The organism is Bartonella sp. AA97HXZ (genome assembly GCF_042196985.1).
Classification (GTDB): Bacteria; Pseudomonadota; Alphaproteobacteria; order Rhizobiales; family Rhizobiaceae; genus Bartonella.
Window position 1 is genome coordinate 1 of sequence record NZ_JBHIRC010000018.1, and the last position, 18,200, is coordinate 18,200.

13 protein-coding genes and 2 pseudogenes are annotated in these 18,200 nt (G+C 34.8%); 7 read left to right on the plus strand and 8 right to left on the minus strand.

Going from position 1 to position 18,200, the window contains the following annotated elements; all coding sequences use genetic code 11:
- Window positions 1-177 precede the first annotated feature (177 nt).
- The 4 genes from ACFINE_RS08240 to ilvC all read left to right on the plus strand — a co-directional run bounded on the left by ACFINE_RS08240 (window position 178) and on the right by ilvC (window position 5,999).
- Window positions 178-963 carry a DNA adenine methylase gene (locus tag ACFINE_RS08240; protein ID WP_375621686.1) on the plus strand — a complete coding sequence of 262 codons (786 nt, stop codon included), beginning with the start codon at window positions 178-180 and terminating at the stop codon, window positions 961-963.
- A 1,008-nt stretch (window positions 964-1,971) separates the two neighbouring features.
- Window positions 1,972-3,093 carry an ATP-dependent RecD-like DNA helicase gene (locus tag ACFINE_RS08245; RefSeq protein ID WP_375621687.1) on the plus strand — a complete coding sequence of 374 codons (1,122 nt, stop codon included), beginning with the start codon at window positions 1,972-1,974 and terminating at the stop codon, window positions 3,091-3,093.
- A gap of 83 nt (window positions 3,094-3,176) precedes the next feature.
- Complete coding sequence (locus ACFINE_RS08250; RefSeq protein WP_375621688.1) at window positions 3,177-3,911, plus strand: pyridoxine 5'-phosphate synthase; 735 nt, start codon at window positions 3,177-3,179, stop codon at window positions 3,909-3,911.
- 1,068 nt (window positions 3,912-4,979) lie between these two features.
- Entirely contained in the window at window positions 4,980-5,999 is a 1,020-nt protein-coding gene (gene ilvC / locus ACFINE_RS08255) for a ketol-acid reductoisomerase (RefSeq protein ID WP_375612028.1), read from the plus strand.
- Between the two features lie 126 nt (window positions 6,000-6,125).
- Here the strand turns inward: ilvC and ACFINE_RS08260 are convergent, their stop codons facing one another.
- From ACFINE_RS08260 to ACFINE_RS08275, 4 genes are all read right to left on the minus strand, one after another.
- A complete protein-coding gene (locus ACFINE_RS08260; RefSeq protein WP_375612029.1) occupies window positions 6,126-7,517 on the minus strand; it encodes an amino acid permease in 1,392 nt (463 codons plus the stop codon).
- A gap of 1,014 nt (window positions 7,518-8,531) precedes the next feature.
- Window positions 8,532-9,932: an amino acid permease gene (locus ACFINE_RS08265; protein WP_375621689.1), complete on the minus strand. Its 1,401-nt coding sequence runs from the start codon at window positions 9,930-9,932 to the stop codon at window positions 8,532-8,534.
- A 781-nt stretch (window positions 9,933-10,713) separates the two neighbouring features.
- Window positions 10,714-11,346 (minus strand): LysE family translocator, encoded by a 633-nt coding sequence (locus tag ACFINE_RS08270; protein WP_375621690.1) that lies wholly within the window; start codon window positions 11,344-11,346, stop codon window positions 10,714-10,716.
- Window positions 11,343-11,951 (minus strand): fumarylacetoacetate hydrolase family protein, encoded by a 609-nt coding sequence (locus ACFINE_RS08275; RefSeq protein ID WP_375621691.1) that lies wholly within the window; start codon window positions 11,949-11,951, stop codon window positions 11,343-11,345. Before ACFINE_RS08275 ends, ACFINE_RS08270 begins: the two co-directional genes overlap by 4 nt.
- Before the next feature lie 620 nt (window positions 11,952-12,571).
- On the opposite strand from ACFINE_RS08275, the pseudogene ACFINE_RS08280 reads away from it, so the two are divergent.
- The 3 genes and pseudogenes from ACFINE_RS08280 to ACFINE_RS08290 all read left to right on the plus strand — a co-directional run.
- A pseudogene (locus ACFINE_RS08280) lies at window positions 12,572-12,763 on the plus strand (DEAD/DEAH box helicase family protein); the annotation flags it as partial.
- 90 nt (window positions 12,764-12,853) lie between these two features.
- A complete protein-coding gene (locus ACFINE_RS08285; protein ID WP_375621692.1) occupies window positions 12,854-13,120 on the plus strand; it encodes a hypothetical protein in 267 nt (88 codons plus the stop codon).
- 33 nt (window positions 13,121-13,153) lie between these two features.
- Entirely contained in the window at window positions 13,154-13,774 is a 621-nt protein-coding gene (locus ACFINE_RS08290) for a hypothetical protein (protein WP_375621693.1), read from the plus strand.
- A 1,420-nt stretch (window positions 13,775-15,194) separates the two neighbouring features.
- Here ACFINE_RS08290 and ACFINE_RS08295 read toward each other — a convergent pair.
- From ACFINE_RS08295 to ACFINE_RS08310, 4 genes and pseudogenes are all read right to left on the minus strand, one after another.
- Complete coding sequence (locus ACFINE_RS08295; RefSeq protein ID WP_375621694.1) at window positions 15,195-15,974, minus strand: hypothetical protein; 780 nt, start codon at window positions 15,972-15,974, stop codon at window positions 15,195-15,197.
- 103 nt (window positions 15,975-16,077) lie between these two features.
- Window positions 16,078-16,713, minus strand: a complete 636-nt coding sequence (locus ACFINE_RS08300) for a hypothetical protein (protein ID WP_375621695.1) — start codon at window positions 16,711-16,713, stop codon at window positions 16,078-16,080.
- Window positions 16,714-16,795: 82 nt separating this feature from the next.
- A pseudogene (locus ACFINE_RS08305) lies at window positions 16,796-17,455 on the minus strand (hypothetical protein); the annotation flags it as partial.
- A gap of 82 nt (window positions 17,456-17,537) precedes the next feature.
- A partial coding sequence (locus ACFINE_RS08310) for a hypothetical protein (protein ID WP_375621696.1) occupies window positions 17,538-18,200 on the minus strand: 663 nt, incomplete at its 5' end.

An 18,200-nucleotide genomic window follows, 5' to 3' on the forward strand; every position in this document is an offset into this window, starting at 1 on the left:
ATGATAGAGACCTATCAAGGCTTAAAGATGATGTCACGCATCATGAAATTGATTGCCTTCATTCTCTTTATGTTTGTTATTGATTTTGCTCGCCTTATGGATGCACTCGATAATATCTTATCACATCTTAAAAGATGGATAACAAAAAGTTAGATATCAAATCTCTCCTTTAAAAATATGATGAAACAAGAATTTACACAAACATTGTTTGCGTGGATGGGTGGTAAACACTATCTGCGTAAGAAAATTATACCGATTTTAAATAGCATTGACCATGAAACCTATGTTGAACCATTTTTAGGTTCTGGTGTTATTTTCCTAAATAAAGGACCAGCAAAATATTCTGTCATTAATGATTTGAATGGAGAGATCACGAATCTGTTTCAATGCGTTCAAAATGACTTTGATGATTTAGCTAAACGATTGGAGTGGTTTGTTTGTTCAAGACAGTTGTTTTTTGAACTTGCGGCGATTGAACCAGAAAGCCTTTCCAAAGTTGAAAGAGCCGCCCGTTTTTTGTTTCTCCAACGTTGTGTGATGTATGGGAAAAAAGATTATGTCTCTTTTAGTTTTGGAAGGAAAAAGCCTATAGCATTTAATCCCGAAAAGCTGTTATCAAGGATGAGACGTGTTAGACAGAAGCTTCTTGATACGACGATCTTAAATTTGTCGTGGGAACGGGTTATCGAGCTATTTGATGCACCCGACAGTTTATTTTACCTAGACCCGCCTTATCTTGTAAAGAAGAAGTGTTACAGCTCTGGGAATTTTGTTGAAGATGATTTTGTGAGTATGGCAAAAGTTCTCAAAAGCATACAAGGCAAATTTGTCTTGAGTCTGAATGATTGTGATGCGGTTCGAGAGATTTTTAAGGATTTTGACTTTTTAGAATTAGAGACCCTTTGGACCTCTGGTTTTGCTAAAAAACCACCCCGAAAAGAACTCTTGATTCGCAATAATTAAGAGGCATGTTAAAAATCCTATTCCCTAACTTTTATCCACGTATCCCGTACTTTAAAAAAGATATATAAAATCAATTATCTATATAGATAAAAAGAGGTCTTGTTATTTCTAGCAATAAGAATAGCATTAATCAGTTAGTTTTTATAAACTTTAAAACATTGCGACAAAAAGAAAAAGTTTGACTCAGTAGATGGAGAATTGCGCTTTTCTCATATTCTAGAGGACGAACCTGAAGTGCTACGCTGGACTAAAGCCATGTCCCAGTTTTCTATAATAGACCACCAAGAAGGCCATACTTACGAACCATATTTTATTGTTGAAACAGAAAAAGCTACATATTTGTGCGAGATAAAGCGTGCTTCATATAAGTGTGATGTCTCTCTTTATTCGTTGAGATATCACTTATTTGTAGCATGAAGAGTAAATTTATTAAAATCATGATGAGAGGGAGATAGGAACTTTATAGGTGTATCATCATAGGATTAAGTCGTTTTGTTGAGAGCTATTTCTATTTTTGCCAAAAGGTTTTTGATATATTTAATTATTATTTCGTAATAGTGGATGTACTTTATTTTTATGTGCAAGAAAGCTGATTGATTGTGTAAAATAGCGTTCAAAAATTACATTATTCTTATCCTGTTAAGGACATTTTTTCTAGTGAGGGTTTTGCAATTGCAATGCTCTTTTTCTCATTCTAAATTTTGGTTAGAAAAAGCGTATATAGGTGTTATTTTAAATTTAAGATATGCATCTTCCATTGTTGGTGTTACTGTTGTAAAAAATGATATTTTATTTGATACGCATAAGGTGTTACCAAGAAGATCGATGTATAGATAAAATTTAGATTGTTACAATATCTTGAAAAAACAATGGGTAAATAATTGATAATTGTGCTACGAAAGTTGTTAGATGGGCGTGTGTCAGCAATTCTTAATAAAAAGGTTTTTCTTGATAGTCGTTTTTTTTCAAAATACTGCTCTTTTTATGCAAATCTTATGTTGGTAAGCTATGCAGTTTTCGCCGGAACAGGATAATGCATTGAAGGCTGTTGCCGCGTGGTTGAAGGAAGGGCGTTTTCCTTTTTTTCGCCTTTTTGGCTATGCGGGGACGGGTAAGACGACGCTTGCACGCTATTTTGCAGAGACAGTTGATGGTTCTGTTCAATTTGCTGCTTTTACAGGGAAGGCAGCGCAGGTTTTGCGTTCTAAAGGTGCAAGCAATGCTTGTACGATTCATTCGCTAATTTATTGTCCACGTGGTGAAGAGGAAGTTTCCGATGAAATAACAGGAAAAAAATCTATTGCTCCAACATTTACGTTAAATCGAAGAAGTGCTGCTGCACAAGCTAAACTCATTATTGTTGATGAGTGCTCGATGGTAGATGAAAAATTGGCCCGTGATTTAATGAGTTTTCGAACGCCAATTCTTGTTCTTGGTGATCCGGGTCAATTGCCTCCTATATCAGGTGGAGGCTTTTTTTCTAATGGAGAACCAGATTTTCTTCTTTCAGAAATTCATCGGCAAGCGCGAGATAATCCGATTATACGTCTTGCTATGGATGTACGTGAAGGACGCGATATTGCTTATGGTGACTATGGAGAAGCGCGCGTTGTGACACGTAAAGAGGTCAATCAACAATTGGTTTTGGATGCTGATCAGGTCTTGGTAGGGGTTAATCGTACACGCCACCTTTATAATCAGCGTTTGCGTGTGTTAAAGGGATTTACAGCAGATTATCCACAAGCGGGAGATAAGCTGGTGTGTTTGCGAAATGATCCGATTAAAGGTTTGTTGAATGGCTCTTTATGGAAGGTGATGACTTCACAGAAGGAGACCGTTAAACCAAGTATTAATCTTCTTGTGAAACCAGAAGAAAGTGAGCGTGGGGTAGCAAAGATTAAACTTTTAAAAGCAGCGTTTGAAAACCCTGATCAAGAAATTTCATGGCAATTAAAAAAGCGATATGATGATTTTGATTATGGGTATGCATTAACGGTTCATAAGGCGCAAGGTTCTCAATGGAATAATGTCGTTTTGTTTGATGAAAGTTTTGCATTTCGTGATATGTATGCGCGCTGGCTTTATACGGGAATTACCCGCGCAGCAGAGCGTTTAACGATTGTTCGATAGAGAAAATATGTGTATCATCTCAGTTTCAGATGGAAAATGCCTTTTTTCTATCTTGTTACACACTATAAAAAATGGAAATGGGCATGGCGGTAAAACTTTCGGTTAATCTTAATGCTGTTGCTGTTTTGCGTAATCGACGTAATCTTCCGTGGCCAAGTATAACGAATATTGGGCATATAGCGCTTGCTGCTGGAGCAACAGGTTTGACGGTTCATCCGCGCCCTGATGAAAGGCATATTCGTTTTTCGGATTTGCCAGATATATACTGTTTAATAAAGAACACTTTTCCTACTGCTGAGTTTAATATTGAAGGTTATCCCAGTGATCAATTTTTGGATATCGCTAAAAACTATGCGGACCAGATTACCCTTGTTCCTGATGATCCAGATCAGTCAACGTCTGATCATGGGTGGAATTTTGCTCATGATGCAGAATTTTTAGCACCTATTATTCAGAATTTAAAAAAAAGAAAGATTCGTGTATCCCTTTTTGCTAATCCTGCTGTCGATGGTCTTGATATTGCTAAAGCAATGGGCGCTGATCGTGTGGAATTTTATACGGGACCTTATGGTGGTGCATTTCAGGATAAAACAAAACAAGATCAAGAGCTCAATAAACTTGTTTTAGCAGCAAGAAGAGCTAAAGAGTTGCAGTTAGGTATGAATGCTGGGCATGATCTGACACTTATGAACCTTCCTGCTCTGGTCAAAAGTATTCCTTGGCTTGATGAGGTTTCTATTGGCCATGGGCTTATTGCTGATGCATTAGAGTATGGAATGCATGATACTGTTCAGCGTTTTATCCGGTTATTATCGTAATCTTTGTTTCTCTATAAAATTGGGAAAAAATTTTTATAAAGCTTTATCAATTTATCTAAAAAACAATTTTATATATGTTGAGATAAATAGCACTATTAGCATACATTATAAAATATTCTATTTTCCTCTGTTTATTAGTAGCTTTCTATTTTTTGTGTTTTTTAGGGTATGAAATGCTTTTTTATTTGTACTATCCATTATGAGGAAGTTTTAAAATCTTCTTAATTATAATTTCTTTGAATGGAGAAGAAATAGGGTTTTGAAAGTATTTCCCTTATAAAGGAGTGCGTAGGATTTTAATGGATCAATACACAAATTTTCTTGATATTTGAGCGCATTTTTGGGTTATCTGTAAATAGTATAACGTAAAATCTCCTTATGAATAAGCTTAATGCAATAGGAGCTGTTAAATAGAATGATGATATCAACTTGTAGCTTTATGAAGTAAAGAGAGTGATGTGCAATAAATCTTACACTATTATAGGGAATTCTTGAAAAGGGCTTGAGCATATTAAAATTTTTTTATAAGGCGCCATAAATGGATAACATAATAGCCGTATGGGGGGCTTCTTCGTGTGAGAGGCGTGGATATTAAAGAACGTAAAAAGTAAAAACATCCTCTCTATTATTCTAAAGATATTGTTGTATATGCTTTTGAAGGTTGTATTAAAACAATACTTGTTATTTTGTAATTTTTCTTGCTATCCGTATTGATTTGGTTCATGTTAAAGATTGTATGTTGTATCTTAATTTTTAGAATATAGCGTTTTGTTGCACGATAAAAGAGTAGAATATTAGCTAAATTTTCTTTAGAAATCTTATTTTGTGTAATTATTGTTTTTGTAGAATAGCAGTTGAAGTTTATTTGGGGATCCGTATATGTTTTAGGAATGTTTGGGGACTACAGTTTTTTCTATGCAATATGTAAACTTTAAAATTATTCAATTGCTGTGTTCTTATAAGCGGTGTTTTTTGTCTTTATAAGTGTGTGATGCACTGTAGATAATGTTTCTTATTGAATAAAAATAATCTGAAATCCAGTTTAAATAGAGAAAGAAGGAATTTTTTATGCGTGTTTATTATGATCGTGATGCGGATGTTAATCTCATTAAAGGGAAAAAAGTAGCCATTGTTGGTTATGGTTCTCAAGGGCGTGCGCACGCTTTAAACTTGAAAGATTCTGGTGTTAAAAATGTGCAAATAGCTTTGCGTTCAGGGTCGGAAACAGTAAAAAAAGCCATGGCTGATGGTTTTGAAGTGGTGAGTGTTGCTGAAGCAGCAAAATGGGCAGATCTCATTATGATGGCAACACCAGATGAATTGCAAGCTGATATTTATAAGGAACATATTCATGATCATTTACACGATGGGGCAGCGATTGCTTTTGCGCATGGTTTGAGCATTCATTTTGGCTTGATTGAACCTAAAAAAAACGTTGATATTGTGATGATTGCTCCTAAAGGTCCAGGGCATACAGTTCGTCATGAATACCAACGGGGTTGTGGTGTTCCTTGCTTAATAGCGGTGGCGCAAGATGCTTCAGGGCATGCACATAATGTAGCATTATCTTATGCATGTGGACTTGGTGGTGGACGTGCAGGGGTGATTGAAACAACATTTAAAGAAGAGTGCGAAACTGATCTTTTTGGTGAACAAGCGGTTCTTTGTGGTGGTCTTGTTGAATTGATTCGAGCAGGTTATGAAACATTAACACAAGCAGGTTATGCACCGGAAATGGCTTATTTTGAGTGTTTGCATGAGGTTAAACTGATTGTTGATCTCATGTATGAAGGGGGCATTGCAAATATGAATTATTCGATTTCTAATACAGCTGAATGGGGTGAATATATGTCTGGTCCACGTGTGATTACGGATGAAACCAGAGCAGAAATGAAACGTATATTGAAAGATATTCAAACGGGTAAATTTACATCGAATTGGATTCAAGAATATAAAGCTGGTGCTGCTCATTTTAAAAGTATGCGGCGTTTAAATGATAATCATCCTATTGAAGAAGTGGGTAAAAAACTTCGTTCTATGATGCCTTGGATAAAATCGAATGCTTTGGTTGATAAAGAGCGTAATTGAAGATTCTACAGAGATATTTTGTCAATAGCTTTTATAATTTTATAGATAAATATAAAAAGGGTAACTTTAGTTACCCTTTTTATATTTTTTTTGTTTATATGTTTTTTGTAATATAAGCTTTATTTTTTAATTTTTTGCATAATTCTTTTTCCCAAAAAGAAAGTATACAATTCCTAAAAATATGAACCATGCTGGAGTGTATTTTAAAGCTATGGCAGTGTCAGCTTCTAATGACAATAAATAGATAATGAATGCAAAGAAAACAAGAAGCGCCCAACACATAACAACACCTCCTGGCATTTTATAAGGAGAGACAGTATGCTGGAGAGGACGATTGCGGCGATAGACGATATAGCTGATCAAAATGATAGACCATACAAATATAAACAAAGTTGCGGCAATTGTCGTAACAATTGTAAAAGCAGCTATGAGTGTTTGAGATAACGATACAACGGCATAACCAAATAAGATGCATATACATGAAAAGAATAATGCGTTGGCTGGAACGTGGTTACGAGAAAGTTTTCCTAAAAATTTAGGAGCACCTTTTTGTGTTGCTAGCCCATATATCATACGGCTGGTAGAAAAAATTCCACTATTTGCTGAAGAGGCGGCAGCTGTGAGGACAACAAAGTTCATCAAACCTGCAGCAGTTGGGATACCAATAAGTGCATACATTGTTACAAATGGGCTTTTTTCTGGACTGATTTGATCCCACGGCGTCACAGACATAATCACAAGAAGAGAGAATATATAAAAGAATACAATGCGGATTGGTATTGAATTAACAGCCTGTGGTAAAGCTTTTTGAGGCTCTTTTACTTCAGCAGCAGCTGTTCCAGCGAGTTCAATGCCAACAAAAGCAAAAATAACAATTTGAAATCCAGCAAAAAAGCCTGTAATTCCTCGCGGAAAAATATTCCCACCGTTCCATATATGGCTAAGAGAAGCAACCGTGCCGTTTGGAGAGACAAAACCGGTAAAGATCATATAAAATCCTACAACGATTAGGACTAGAATTGCTACGATTTTGATAAAACCAAACCAAAACTCAAGTTCGCCAAATAGTTTTACGGCGACGAGGTTAAGAATTAAAAAGGACATAAGACCAATTATAACAGGAATCCACGGATTGAGCTCAGGCCACCAAAAGTGTGTATAAGTGACAATAGCAATAATTTCAGCAGTTCCAGTGACAATCCAACACAACCAATATGTCCAGCCGATAAAGAATCCGGCACATGGCCCTAGAAGATCGGTTGAGAAGTCAATAAAAGATCGGTATTGTGTATTAGAAAGCAATAACTCTCCCATAGCGCGCATGACAAAGTATAGAGCACAACCAATAATTGCATAAACGAGTAGAATTGAGGGGCCTGCTACACTGATTGTTTTTCCTGATCCCATGAAGAGACCTGTTCCAATCGCTCCACCAAGGGCTATAAGTTGTATGTGTCGGTTATGTAGTCCACGTTGCAATTTCTTCTTAGGTTTTTTTTCTAAATTTTGTTTGTTCATTTTTGGGGAGTTCTCCTTAGTTATTTTTAAATAAAAATTACCCTAAAAAAGGTAATTCCTTCTATCGGAACACGCTATGGTTAAGGAGTAAAGGAATTTTTTTCTATGACTATATGTGAATAAAGCAAAAAAATTATTAATTAATGGAATAATTATTTTATATATAAAAAACAAAAGATAAATTGTATTATATTTTTTTTATTTTTTATGTTTTATACATAAGTAATATATATAATATATAATATAATTTATATTATATATTATTATTATATGTATATAAATAATAATTTATATTTATGTATATTTGTTTATAGTAATTTTTATATAAATATCTTTATATTTAAAATTATTTATTTATATATATTGTTATCTATATAAAAATATAAATAAAATTGTAAACTTATTAAATATAAAACTTTGTATATAAATAAAATAATTTTAAATATTTAAACTATTATTTGAAACATTAAAAAATATATTTTAAATTTACATTTAAGTATTAATATTTAAAATTTATTACAAATAGAAAAATATTTTCATAGAATCTTTTTTTATTGCAGATAGCTATTAAGATATATTCTGTTTAGAGCTATATTTTTAATTTTGATAAAAAATTGAATATAAATTTTTTTGGGGGGGAAAGTTTTAGATAAATCTCATGTTTTATTAGTAAACAATGTCAGTGAAGTTTATAGAGAATTTTTTACAGAATAGCTCGTTTCTTATCCTATTGTGCAGTAAAATACTGTTGTGTAGAGTAGTGATATAAAGCATATAACATTTTACGCATTAAGTATTTTTAGAATGGGTGGTGAGTGTTCAGGGCAGGGCTAGCCCATAGAGCCTTATGTAGGTGAACCATATAAATGATCAGCAGCATTCCCCCGTAATAAGCCGGATTGTTTACAAACCGGTGCCGGTAGGAATCGTCGTTTTTTGATGTTTGGGGAGGAGGTTAAGTAGAAAAAGGGTAACTAAAATTACCCTTTTTTGAGATGTTTTTATGTATAGACTTTATTTGTTACCTTGAGTTATTTTTTTCTTTACAAACATAAAATACATTATACCTAAGAAAACAAACCAGAATATACTATATTTTAAGGCTAGTAGAGTATCAGCTTCTAATGTCAACAAATAGAGCATGAAAACAAAGAAAACTAAAATTATCCCACACATGATAACACCTCCTGGCATTTTATAAATGGATTCAGCGTGTAGATGAGGGCGATTGCGACGATACACAATATAGCTAATCAAAATTACAGACCATACGAATAAAAATGCAATAGCTGAAATGCTTGTCACAATTGTAAAAGCACTTATGAGGCTTGGAGAGAGTGAGGCAATTGTATACCCTATTAAAATACATAAACAGGAAAAGAATAGAGCATTGGCTGGAACATGGTATCTGGAAAGTTTACCTAAAATTGGAGGGGCACCTTTTTGTGTTGCAAGTCCATATATCATACGGCTGGTAGAAAAAATACCACTATTTGCTGAAGAGGCAGCTGAGGTGATAACGACAAAGTTTACCAAGCCAGCAGCTATCGGAATGCCTGCAAGCCAAAACATCGAGACAAAGGGGCTTTTATCTGGAACAATTTGATCCCAAGGTGTGACAGACATAATTACAGCGAGAGAAAAAATGTAAAAGAGTACAATACGGACCGGTATTGCATTAATTGCTTTGGGGAGCACTTTTTTAGGTTCTTTTACTTCAGCAGCGGTTGTTCCAGCAATTTCTATACCAACAAAAGAAAAAATAGCAATTTGAAATCCAGCAAAAAAACCTGTTATTCCTCGCGGAAAGATATTGCCATCGTTCCATACGTGATTGAGAGAAGCAACCGTACCATTGGGAGAGGTAAAGCCCGTAACGATCATATAAAATCCCACAACAATTAATGCTAAAATTGCGACGACTTTGATAAGACCAAACCAGAATTCAAGTTCACCGAATAGTTTTACGGCAAAGAGGTTAAAGATTAAAAAGACGCTAATGCAGGTAAAAACGGTAAACCATGGATTGAGTGTTGGCCACCAAAAGTTCATATAAGTGATGATGGCAATAATGTCAGCAGCTCCAGTTACAACCCAGCTCAACCAATAGCTCCAGCCAACAAAGAAAGCGATTCCCGGTCCTAGCATATCGGTTGAAAAATCAATAAGAGATCGGTATTGTGAATTAGAAAGCAACAATTCTCCCATAGCACGCATGACAAAGTATAGAGCAAAACCGATAATAGCATAAACGAGTATGATGGAAGGACCTGCTACACTAATTGTTTTTCCTGCCCCCATGAAGAGACCTGTTCCAATAGCACCACCAATGGCTATAAGTTGTACATGTCGGTTGTGTAGTCCACGCTGTAACTTATTCTGAGAATTATCTTTTAAATTTTGTTTGTAGCTCATTTTTTGGGGGTTCCCTTTAATTATTTTGAGATTAAATTACACTAAAAAAGCATTATTTTGTATCGAAGCATGATATAAATGAGGTGTAAAGGAAAAAAACGTTTTTTATGATTTTGTGTGGATAAAGAAAAGAATATGTTTTAGGAATATGCTTTTGAAAAAAGAGAATGTTGTCCTCTTAAATAACGTAACAGATATTTGAATGGGGAGCTTTTTATTGTTATGAATAACAAATTAATTGTTCATTAAAAGACGTGGGGCTTTTAAAATTATTTCAGAAAGTTGTCAGGAGTTTTTATAATTTTTTGAAACTTATTATTTGTAATCAGTGCATTATTTATTATTATTCATAATGGTGAGAGTTTACTTTTTGCTCAAATAGCACTCGAGAGTTCTCATCTTAGTTTAAGAAACAATTTTTAATGGAAAATTAAAATGATTTTTAAATCATTTTTTTGTTTGTATGGTGCTATCATAAATCAAAAAGTTACTTTTGTTTCATAAACGAAAAGAGGAATATCATAGCTTATTTTTTTAAAGTGATGAATAAGGATTTTGTTTAGATATTGGTAACATTTTATAAAATATTGCGAGAAACTCACATTGTTTACACAAACGTCCTTGAGAGTATGATAAAGAAATGCAACGTAATTCAGTTATATAAAGAAAAAAAGAACTGGGGATTGTATAAGCTCTGTTAGAGATCTCACTATTCATAGTGAGAGACAGAATCAGGAAAAGATTGCTCTATTAACTTTACAATTTGTTATCAAAGATAAAACTATCCAAAGAAAATGAAAAAAGAAAACAGAGATAAAACTGTTCCTGTCGCAATGTTAATCGAGCCTTTTACCCGCTGCTTGTTTAAGGCGGTACTGGCAAATGATATAAAAATGGTCATTAAAGTAAACCATGCAAAGATGTTGAAAGAATGTATTGTGACAAGTTCAAAACCTTTTTTAATGCTACCTCCAGAAGCTAAGAATTTTGGAAAAGCTGCTATGTAAAATATAGATACTTTGGGGTTTAGTATTTGTGTCAGAAAACCGTCCATATAGCTGGTTAAAAGCTTTGTTTCACTCGTAGCATGCTTTTCATTCGTTGAACTTCTTTCTTTTGAATTTAAGCTGTGTATTCCAGATTTAATTGATTTAAAGCCCATGTATAATAAATAGCTGCCACCCATGAGTTTTACTAAAAAAAACAGCGTTTTGTTGTTGAGAATGAGCGCTGATACACCTAGTATGGAAAATGCCCCATGCACATATGTTGCTGTACACAATCCTAAAACGTTTACAAATGCGTTCTTTCTTCCCAATCTCGTTGCATTATCGATGATAAGGGCCATATTCGGCCCCGGTGAGATGACTAAAAAAAATGAAACAATGAAAAAGGTCAGTATTTGATGATTCATTTTACTTTTAGCTCTGAAATTAATTGATTTTCGAGATACAATTCTATTCTGTCAAACTGAGAAAGTTTTCCGACACCCTGTGGAGTGCCTGTGTATATGAGATCACCACGTCTTAGCTGAATGTAGTGACTTAAAAATGAGATTATCTTCTCAAAGCTAAAGATCATATTTTTCGTATTGCCAACTTGTCTTGTTTCGCCATTCAACTTCATTGCAAAGGTTATTGGGTTGTTTATTTTTTCTTTGTTTATGAAGTCAGAGACGTATGCAGCGCCTTTAAATCCTTTCGATAAAAGCCAAGGAAGCTTTTTTTCTTTCAGTTTTGTTTGCAAATCCCGCGCGGTGAGATCAAGACCTATTGCTACGGCATCATAGCATTCTTCTGCTTCTTCCTCCATGATCATGAAAGCGTCCTTTGAGATTTTGAGTACAATTTCGGTTTCAAAATGTATTTCTTTGGAAAAATTAGGGAGATAAATTTCATTGCCTAAAACGAGTGAACTTTTTGGCTTGCTAAAGATAACGGGTTCATCTTCAACAACATTACCTAGTTCATGAACATGTTCAACATAATTGTATCCAACACAGTAGATGTCATTTATCATGGGAGCCCTCCAAATTTTTCATTTTCTCTTTGTATAGGCAAGAGAAAACTTTGCAAACAACATTTTTTCTTATATCGCGTTTTGCGTTTTCTGGAAAAGAAGCATTATGTGGGTTAATGACTAACCACGATGACAGCCCTTCGCATTATCCTCTTTTGAAGAGTGCTCAATCTTATAGTCTTTGAGATTATTTTCATTTTGATTGCTAATCTCCTGAAATTACTTTATTACTTAAAGAGTGATTTTGCTCGTCTACGCAGCGATTAGTAGGGTCTGAAAGCCCTAAAGTTCGATCATAAATGAGCCTACTCTGTGGGTGTCTCAGAATTATGGATATTTTTCTATGTCTAGGTGCTATGAGCACTAAAAGTAAAAATCTGGTTCGTATTCAATCCTTTCAGGCTCTCGGAATACTAATGCGAGGGTGCTCGCAACCGGCGGGGGACTTGAAAGTGAAAAGCAAAAAGCCACATTTTAACGACATTTCTATAGGCAAAAAATCGCTTTCAAAAAAAATGCTGGGAATGTCGTAAAAGCAATTAGGGCACCAATTAGGGATAACTTTTCAACAAATCCAAAAGTATGAGAAAGTCTGTGATGGTTAAAAAGAAGCAGACCGTGGCAAACTTATTATGGCATTTGGAACGGAGAAGATTTTTACCAGCTTTAAGATAGCACAACAAATAGCCGGAACTGGAGAGCGTGTTTTGTTTCTCGTGCCTTTTCTGGCTTTGATGTCACAAACGATAAGAGAATGGACACGCTATATAGAAGTACTGTTTCATTCCTTTGTGGTGTATTCTGATACATAAGTTGGCAAGAGTCGTAAAACAAAGATGCTGTTGTCGAACTCGATGTCTCAGATCTTGGCTCTATCAGCTACCAACTGATGTTCAAAAGCTTTGAAAAAAACAAATAAAGTCTTAGCGAATGCAATGACCGTGGTGTTTTCTACTTACCAATTAATCCAAGTGATTGCGGATGCGCAAGAGAAATACGGTTTATCAGAATTTGATCTGATCATTTGTGAAGCGGTGCAGGTTAAGGCAGATAAGGTAGAACCTTTGGTTGTAGAAGCCAAGGAAGTAGCTGAGACTGCGAAGATAACAGCGGAAGAAGCGATAAATGTTGCGGAGCAAGCAAAAGAAGAGGCTGATACGACAAAGTAAGGGCTTGGAGAGGTCAAGAGTTCATTAGACACGGTGACAGCAACGACAAATTCTGCGAATACAGCCGCCTCTGAGGCAAAAGTGTTAGCGGAAGAAGCGAAGAGTGCATTGACAGAAGTTCAAGAGAAGGCACAGAGGAACAGTGACAGTCTTTCTGAACTTCAAAGTAAGGTAGGTTCTCTTTCCACTAATTTTTTAGAGAATGTGCGTTTTCATCAACCTGACAGAATTCTGGAAGCCGATCCGAAAAATAGAAAAGGTGTTGTGATCAATGACGGGGCATGTTTTCGCTTTTATCATGGTGGAGAGAATGGGGATAGGTCCATCTTTTACCGCGTTCCAGGGCGTGGAAGGATGACTTTTGACGAAGATCTTGAAGCAGGAAAGGATTATTATATATATCTCATCTTAAAAAATCAGACGAATGAGCTATCCTTTGAGCTTTCGCAAAATCCGACGGCTCCTGATGGCTATACAAAGGATAATTCTGAAAAGATCGGTGGATTTCATACGCTATGTGCGGATGTTGGTGAGATTGAAGGTCATCTCTTATCGGTCATTCAAGATATAATACTAAAAAATACAATAAAGTCAATAGGTTGTGTGAAATTATTTTATATGAATCCACTCAAGAATCCATCTTTTTATGCATGATTCATTTGACCATTTTTTATATAAGATTGCCATGGATGAATAGACTGTAAAAAGCAAATCATGACGTGAATATTATAACGCATGTGTGTATTCAAATAAAATGAAAAGCCGATATCATTCATAACAGTTTATAAATTTTATGATATGTTTTTATCACTCAAAATCGCATTGTTTAAAATTTAGTTGTTTGGAATTATCGATAACATACGTTTAAAGATCACATCTTGTTTTAATGATTGGATTGTTAATCGCATGATAAAAACATAAAATTACAGTTTTCAAAATTGAGAAGCGTAAAATCTAAAAATGCTATAGCAATATCTTATTACCTATAGAGGGTAATCGTTTGAAACTGTTATAAGATAAATTGTACCAAAAGATACGCATTTATAGAAAATAGAGATCATATAATTTTTCCCAAAATTGGGAAAAACCTCTAAAATGGCATTAAAGAAATTAACTGTTTGAACCTGTCATAAGCTTATAGGTTTAATTTAAAAAATTGCATAAAAGGATTAAGGATAAAATCGCTTTTAAAACGCTTACTAAAAGTTAAAAAAACGATAAAGAGGTATTTTATATCTTATGAAATGAAAAGCCTTTTAATGAATAGATTGCAGACTAGTTTTTAAGAACGGAATTATTCGCTTCCACAAAAAAATGGAGGCGGGTAATACCATAGCAGTAAAATACTATTTTACCTTAGATATGGTACTAAAAAACGTTTTAAAAGTTACCATTTAAAAGTACAGAGCACAAATATAGAGCGATTAATTTGCAAAGAAGTTCTGTTTAAAAGAAACTTATGAAAGCCTTTCTAAATGAACGTTTAAACGTTTGAAACAGATGTTTATAACAGTTTTTAAAGCCTTGCGTTTGATAAAAGCGGTTATTTATTTGTCTTATGAGAGATTGTTTTGAAAACTAATACTCGTAAATGTAAAAAACGAGTTTTGTTAAAGCTAACAAGCGTTTTGATTTTATAGAATGCGTTATTTGAATTCACTCAGCTCGATTTTGAGCTTAGTATATTGAAACGTTTTAAAAGAAGCATTTTGATCATGGGCTTTGTTTTCAATGAATCTCTTTAAAAGATAAAGACGTTATGATTAATACGTTTGAGAGAAATGAAAAGCGTTCATTCAAATGAGTGAGTAAAAATCATACGCATTATTTACATTCCTTTTGATAAGTTTTCATATCTCAATAGAGCGCTTGCAATATAATACGTTTTGTATATATGCATTCATTACTCCATTGTGGATGATTATTTTTCTATCATTATAATCGTTATTTGAAAGCCGCGTCATATCACTTGACACGGCTTTCTTTTATGAATGCTCTCTTTTATGATATGTATATTAAGCAATTATCTTATAATGCGTTTATAGCCATCAAGAAGGCACCCCCATGTCTATTTTTATTCTGTTTCATCAACAATCTTGACAAGGCTATCGCTTTCATAAACCTCATAATTTATAGGAACTTCCCTTACTTTGCTTTTCTTGGTTAATTTCGCATTGCCATAAGCGCGACCCCAGACCTTAGTATAGAATAAAACCTTGGCATTGCCAAAAACAGAGCCATAAATTTCAGCACAACCGCCCACCAAAGCACCACCATAGACCTTGCCATGTATTTTTGCACGACCATTAATAAAGGCATAATTATAAACCTTGGCATAGCTATGAATACGGGCAGAGCCAGCAACAATGGCACGACCATAGACGCGTGCATAACTAAAAACCGTAGCATCATAAGAAACATGAGCATAATCATAAATATGAGCATCAGCAAGAACACGGGCAGCACCACTCACATGAGCATACCCATAAACATTGCCATAAACATGAGCATTGCCATAGACACAAGCATGGTCATAAATTTTTGCGTATTGAGAGATGAAAGCCTTGCCATAGATTTCACAATTCCCATAGACTTGACCACAAACTTGAGAAAAATGTCGTATTTTTGCATTGTCATAAACACGGGCATAGCCATACACACAAGCTTTATCATAAACCCAGCAATTGCCATCATGGGATAGATTAGCTTCCTTTTCAATAAAGCCCCCTAAATCCCCCGTCTTAACATCATCAAAATCTTTTAAAGCTTTAATGCGATAAAGATTTATAATATTTCGAGTAAGAGCATGTTTGATTTTTTTGATTTCACTGGTTAATTCGTATTTTTTGCACATAGAGATACCCTCACAATCTAATGTGATAAACGTTTTCTAAATAAAATTTGAAATGGGAAATTTGGTTGGAAAGCAGGCGCCCCCGCCACGCACAAGCCATTATTTACGCAGCGTCTTTTATGGTTTGATCACAAATTTTAATATGACCATTCAGTTTTTTTGTATCTATATATGAATTGCCAAAAACACTCACTTGATCACAAATGTATGTATAGCCTGTAATTTTTGCATTCTCATAAATACAAGCATTATCACCAACTATAGCAAAAAACCAAACTTGAGCATTGCCAAAAATCTTTGCATTGCCATAAGCTTGTGCATAGCCAATCAATAAAGCATTATCATAGATCTTAGCATGACCTTTTATAACAGCCCTGTCCGATACCTCAGCATGATTTAAAACGCAGGCATAATCGTAAACATAAATTTTTCCAAAAACCAAGGCATGATCAGCAACCCTTGCATTGTTATAAATTTTTGCACAATCAAAAATCTTAGCATAGCCTTCAATTTTTGCATTATCGAAAACATAAGCATTATTATAAACACAAGCATTATCATAGACCCAGCAATTGCCATCATGCGAGAGGTTGTTTTCATTTTCAATAAAGCCACCCAAGGCACCCGCCTTGACATTATCAAAATCTTTTAATGCTTTAATTCTATATAAAGTACGACCTTCAATAATATGAGTTTCATTAGTCAATTCGTATTTTTTAGTTACAGTTATAGCGTTCATAGGTAACTCCCTAAGTTCATATTTGATAAATTTTCAAATGAGATGTTTAAAGGAGGGGCGCCCAGCCGCGCCCGCACGTTATTTACGCAGCGTTATTTGCAATAACCTTTACAACGTTATCGCTTTCATAAACCTCACAATCATTAGGAACCCGATAAAGATCACTATGTCTTTTTAACCTTGCATTGCCATAGATATTACCTCTAATCACGAAATAACCAGAGATTTTTGCATTGCCATAAACAGAGCCATAAACATCAGCATGGCACCCCACACTAGCACGACCATAAACCTTGCCATAAATTTTTGCAGCACCACTGATAACAGCATGATCATAAACCTCAGCATTGCCATGAATACGAGCGCTCCCTGATAATTTTGCATTGCCATAAACCCGCGCCTGATGATAAACCCAAGCATTATAAGAAAGATGCGCATTATCATAAACATGAGCATTTGCATAAACGCGGGCACTGTCACATACATGGGCATTGCCATAAACATTACCCATTATAATAGCTTTATTAAAAACCTTGGCATTTTCGTAAATATGGGCAGGATTTAAAACGAGAGCCTCATCATACACCCAGCAATTCCCATCATGAGAGAGGTTGCTTTCACTTTCAATAAAGCCCCCAAGGTCGCCAGCTTTAACATCAGCAAAGCCTTTTAAAGCACGAATGCAATAAAGAGTTTGATTATTAAATACACGTGTCTCATTTGTGAGTGCAAACTTTTTTGCATAACACTATTCCTTTATAAATAGATTTAAATTTTAAAATGAAATGTTAAAAGGGGGCGCCCCCGCCGCGCCCGCGCGTTATTTACGCAGCATCATTATCATCGTCATAATACCCCTCACAATCAGCATAATATTCATGACGGTAATAATCATCTTCACTACCAAATTCTGGATATGCATCATCACAAATATCTTCATTAGCAGTTAGAGAGGCATTGCTATGAATATAAGAATTACCTGAGATAAGAGCATCACAAACCATGGCATCATCAAAAACACGTGCATCATCACAAATATAAGCAGAGCCACTTATTTTTGCATTACCCCCAACATGGGCATTATCACAAATCACGGCATTATCGGAAATATGGGCATAATCAGTTACATAGGCATTATCATAAAGTTGTGCATTGCCTTCAATTACAACGGCATTGCTAGCATGAGCATTGCCTGAAAGTTTAGCATTGTCCTTTAATGTCCTTCCTTCAAAAATAGCATTCCCATAAATTTTAGCATTGCCATAGACGTCAACAAAAAAGCTTTTTACTTTAGCATTTCCAAAGACGCGTGCATTTTGAAAGACGCGTGCTTTATTATAAACCCAGCAATTTCCTTCATGAGAGAGATTATCTTCACTTTCAATATAGCCCCCGAGGTCGCCTTTTTTTACATCATCAAAATCTCTTAAGGCTCTAATTCGAGTTAAGAAATGACCATCGATATATTCACAATCATCAATAAATTC

Bases quoted from the DNA above. Each gene is read 5' to 3' on its own strand.
- ACFINE_RS08240 (WP_375621686.1), top strand. From the start codon at position 178: ATGATGAAACAAGAATTTACACAAACATTGTTTGCGTGGATGGGTGGT.
- ACFINE_RS08245 (WP_375621687.1), top strand. From the start codon at position 1,972: ATGCAGTTTTCGCCGGAACAGGATAATGCATTGAAGGCTGTTGCCGCG.
- ACFINE_RS08250 (WP_375621688.1), top strand. From the start codon at position 3,177: ATGGCGGTAAAACTTTCGGTTAATCTTAATGCTGTTGCTGTTTTGCGT.
- ilvC (WP_375612028.1), top strand. From the start codon at position 4,980: ATGCGTGTTTATTATGATCGTGATGCGGATGTTAATCTCATTAAAGGG.
- ACFINE_RS08260 (WP_375612029.1), bottom strand. From the start codon at position 7,517: ATGAACAAACAAAATTTAGAAAAAAAACCTAAGAAGAAATTGCAACGT.
- ACFINE_RS08265 (WP_375621689.1), bottom strand. From the start codon at position 9,932: ATGAGCTACAAACAAAATTTAAAAGATAATTCTCAGAATAAGTTACAG.
- ACFINE_RS08270 (WP_375621690.1), bottom strand. From the start codon at position 11,346: ATGAATCATCAAATACTGACCTTTTTCATTGTTTCATTTTTTTTAGTC.
- ACFINE_RS08275 (WP_375621691.1), bottom strand. From the start codon at position 11,951: ATGATAAATGACATCTACTGTGTTGGATACAATTATGTTGAACATGTT.
- ACFINE_RS08295 (WP_375621694.1), bottom strand. From the start codon at position 15,974: ATGTGCAAAAAATACGAATTAACCAGTGAAATCAAAAAAATCAAACAT.
- ACFINE_RS08300 (WP_375621695.1), bottom strand. From the start codon at position 16,713: ATGAACGCTATAACTGTAACTAAAAAATACGAATTGACTAATGAAACT.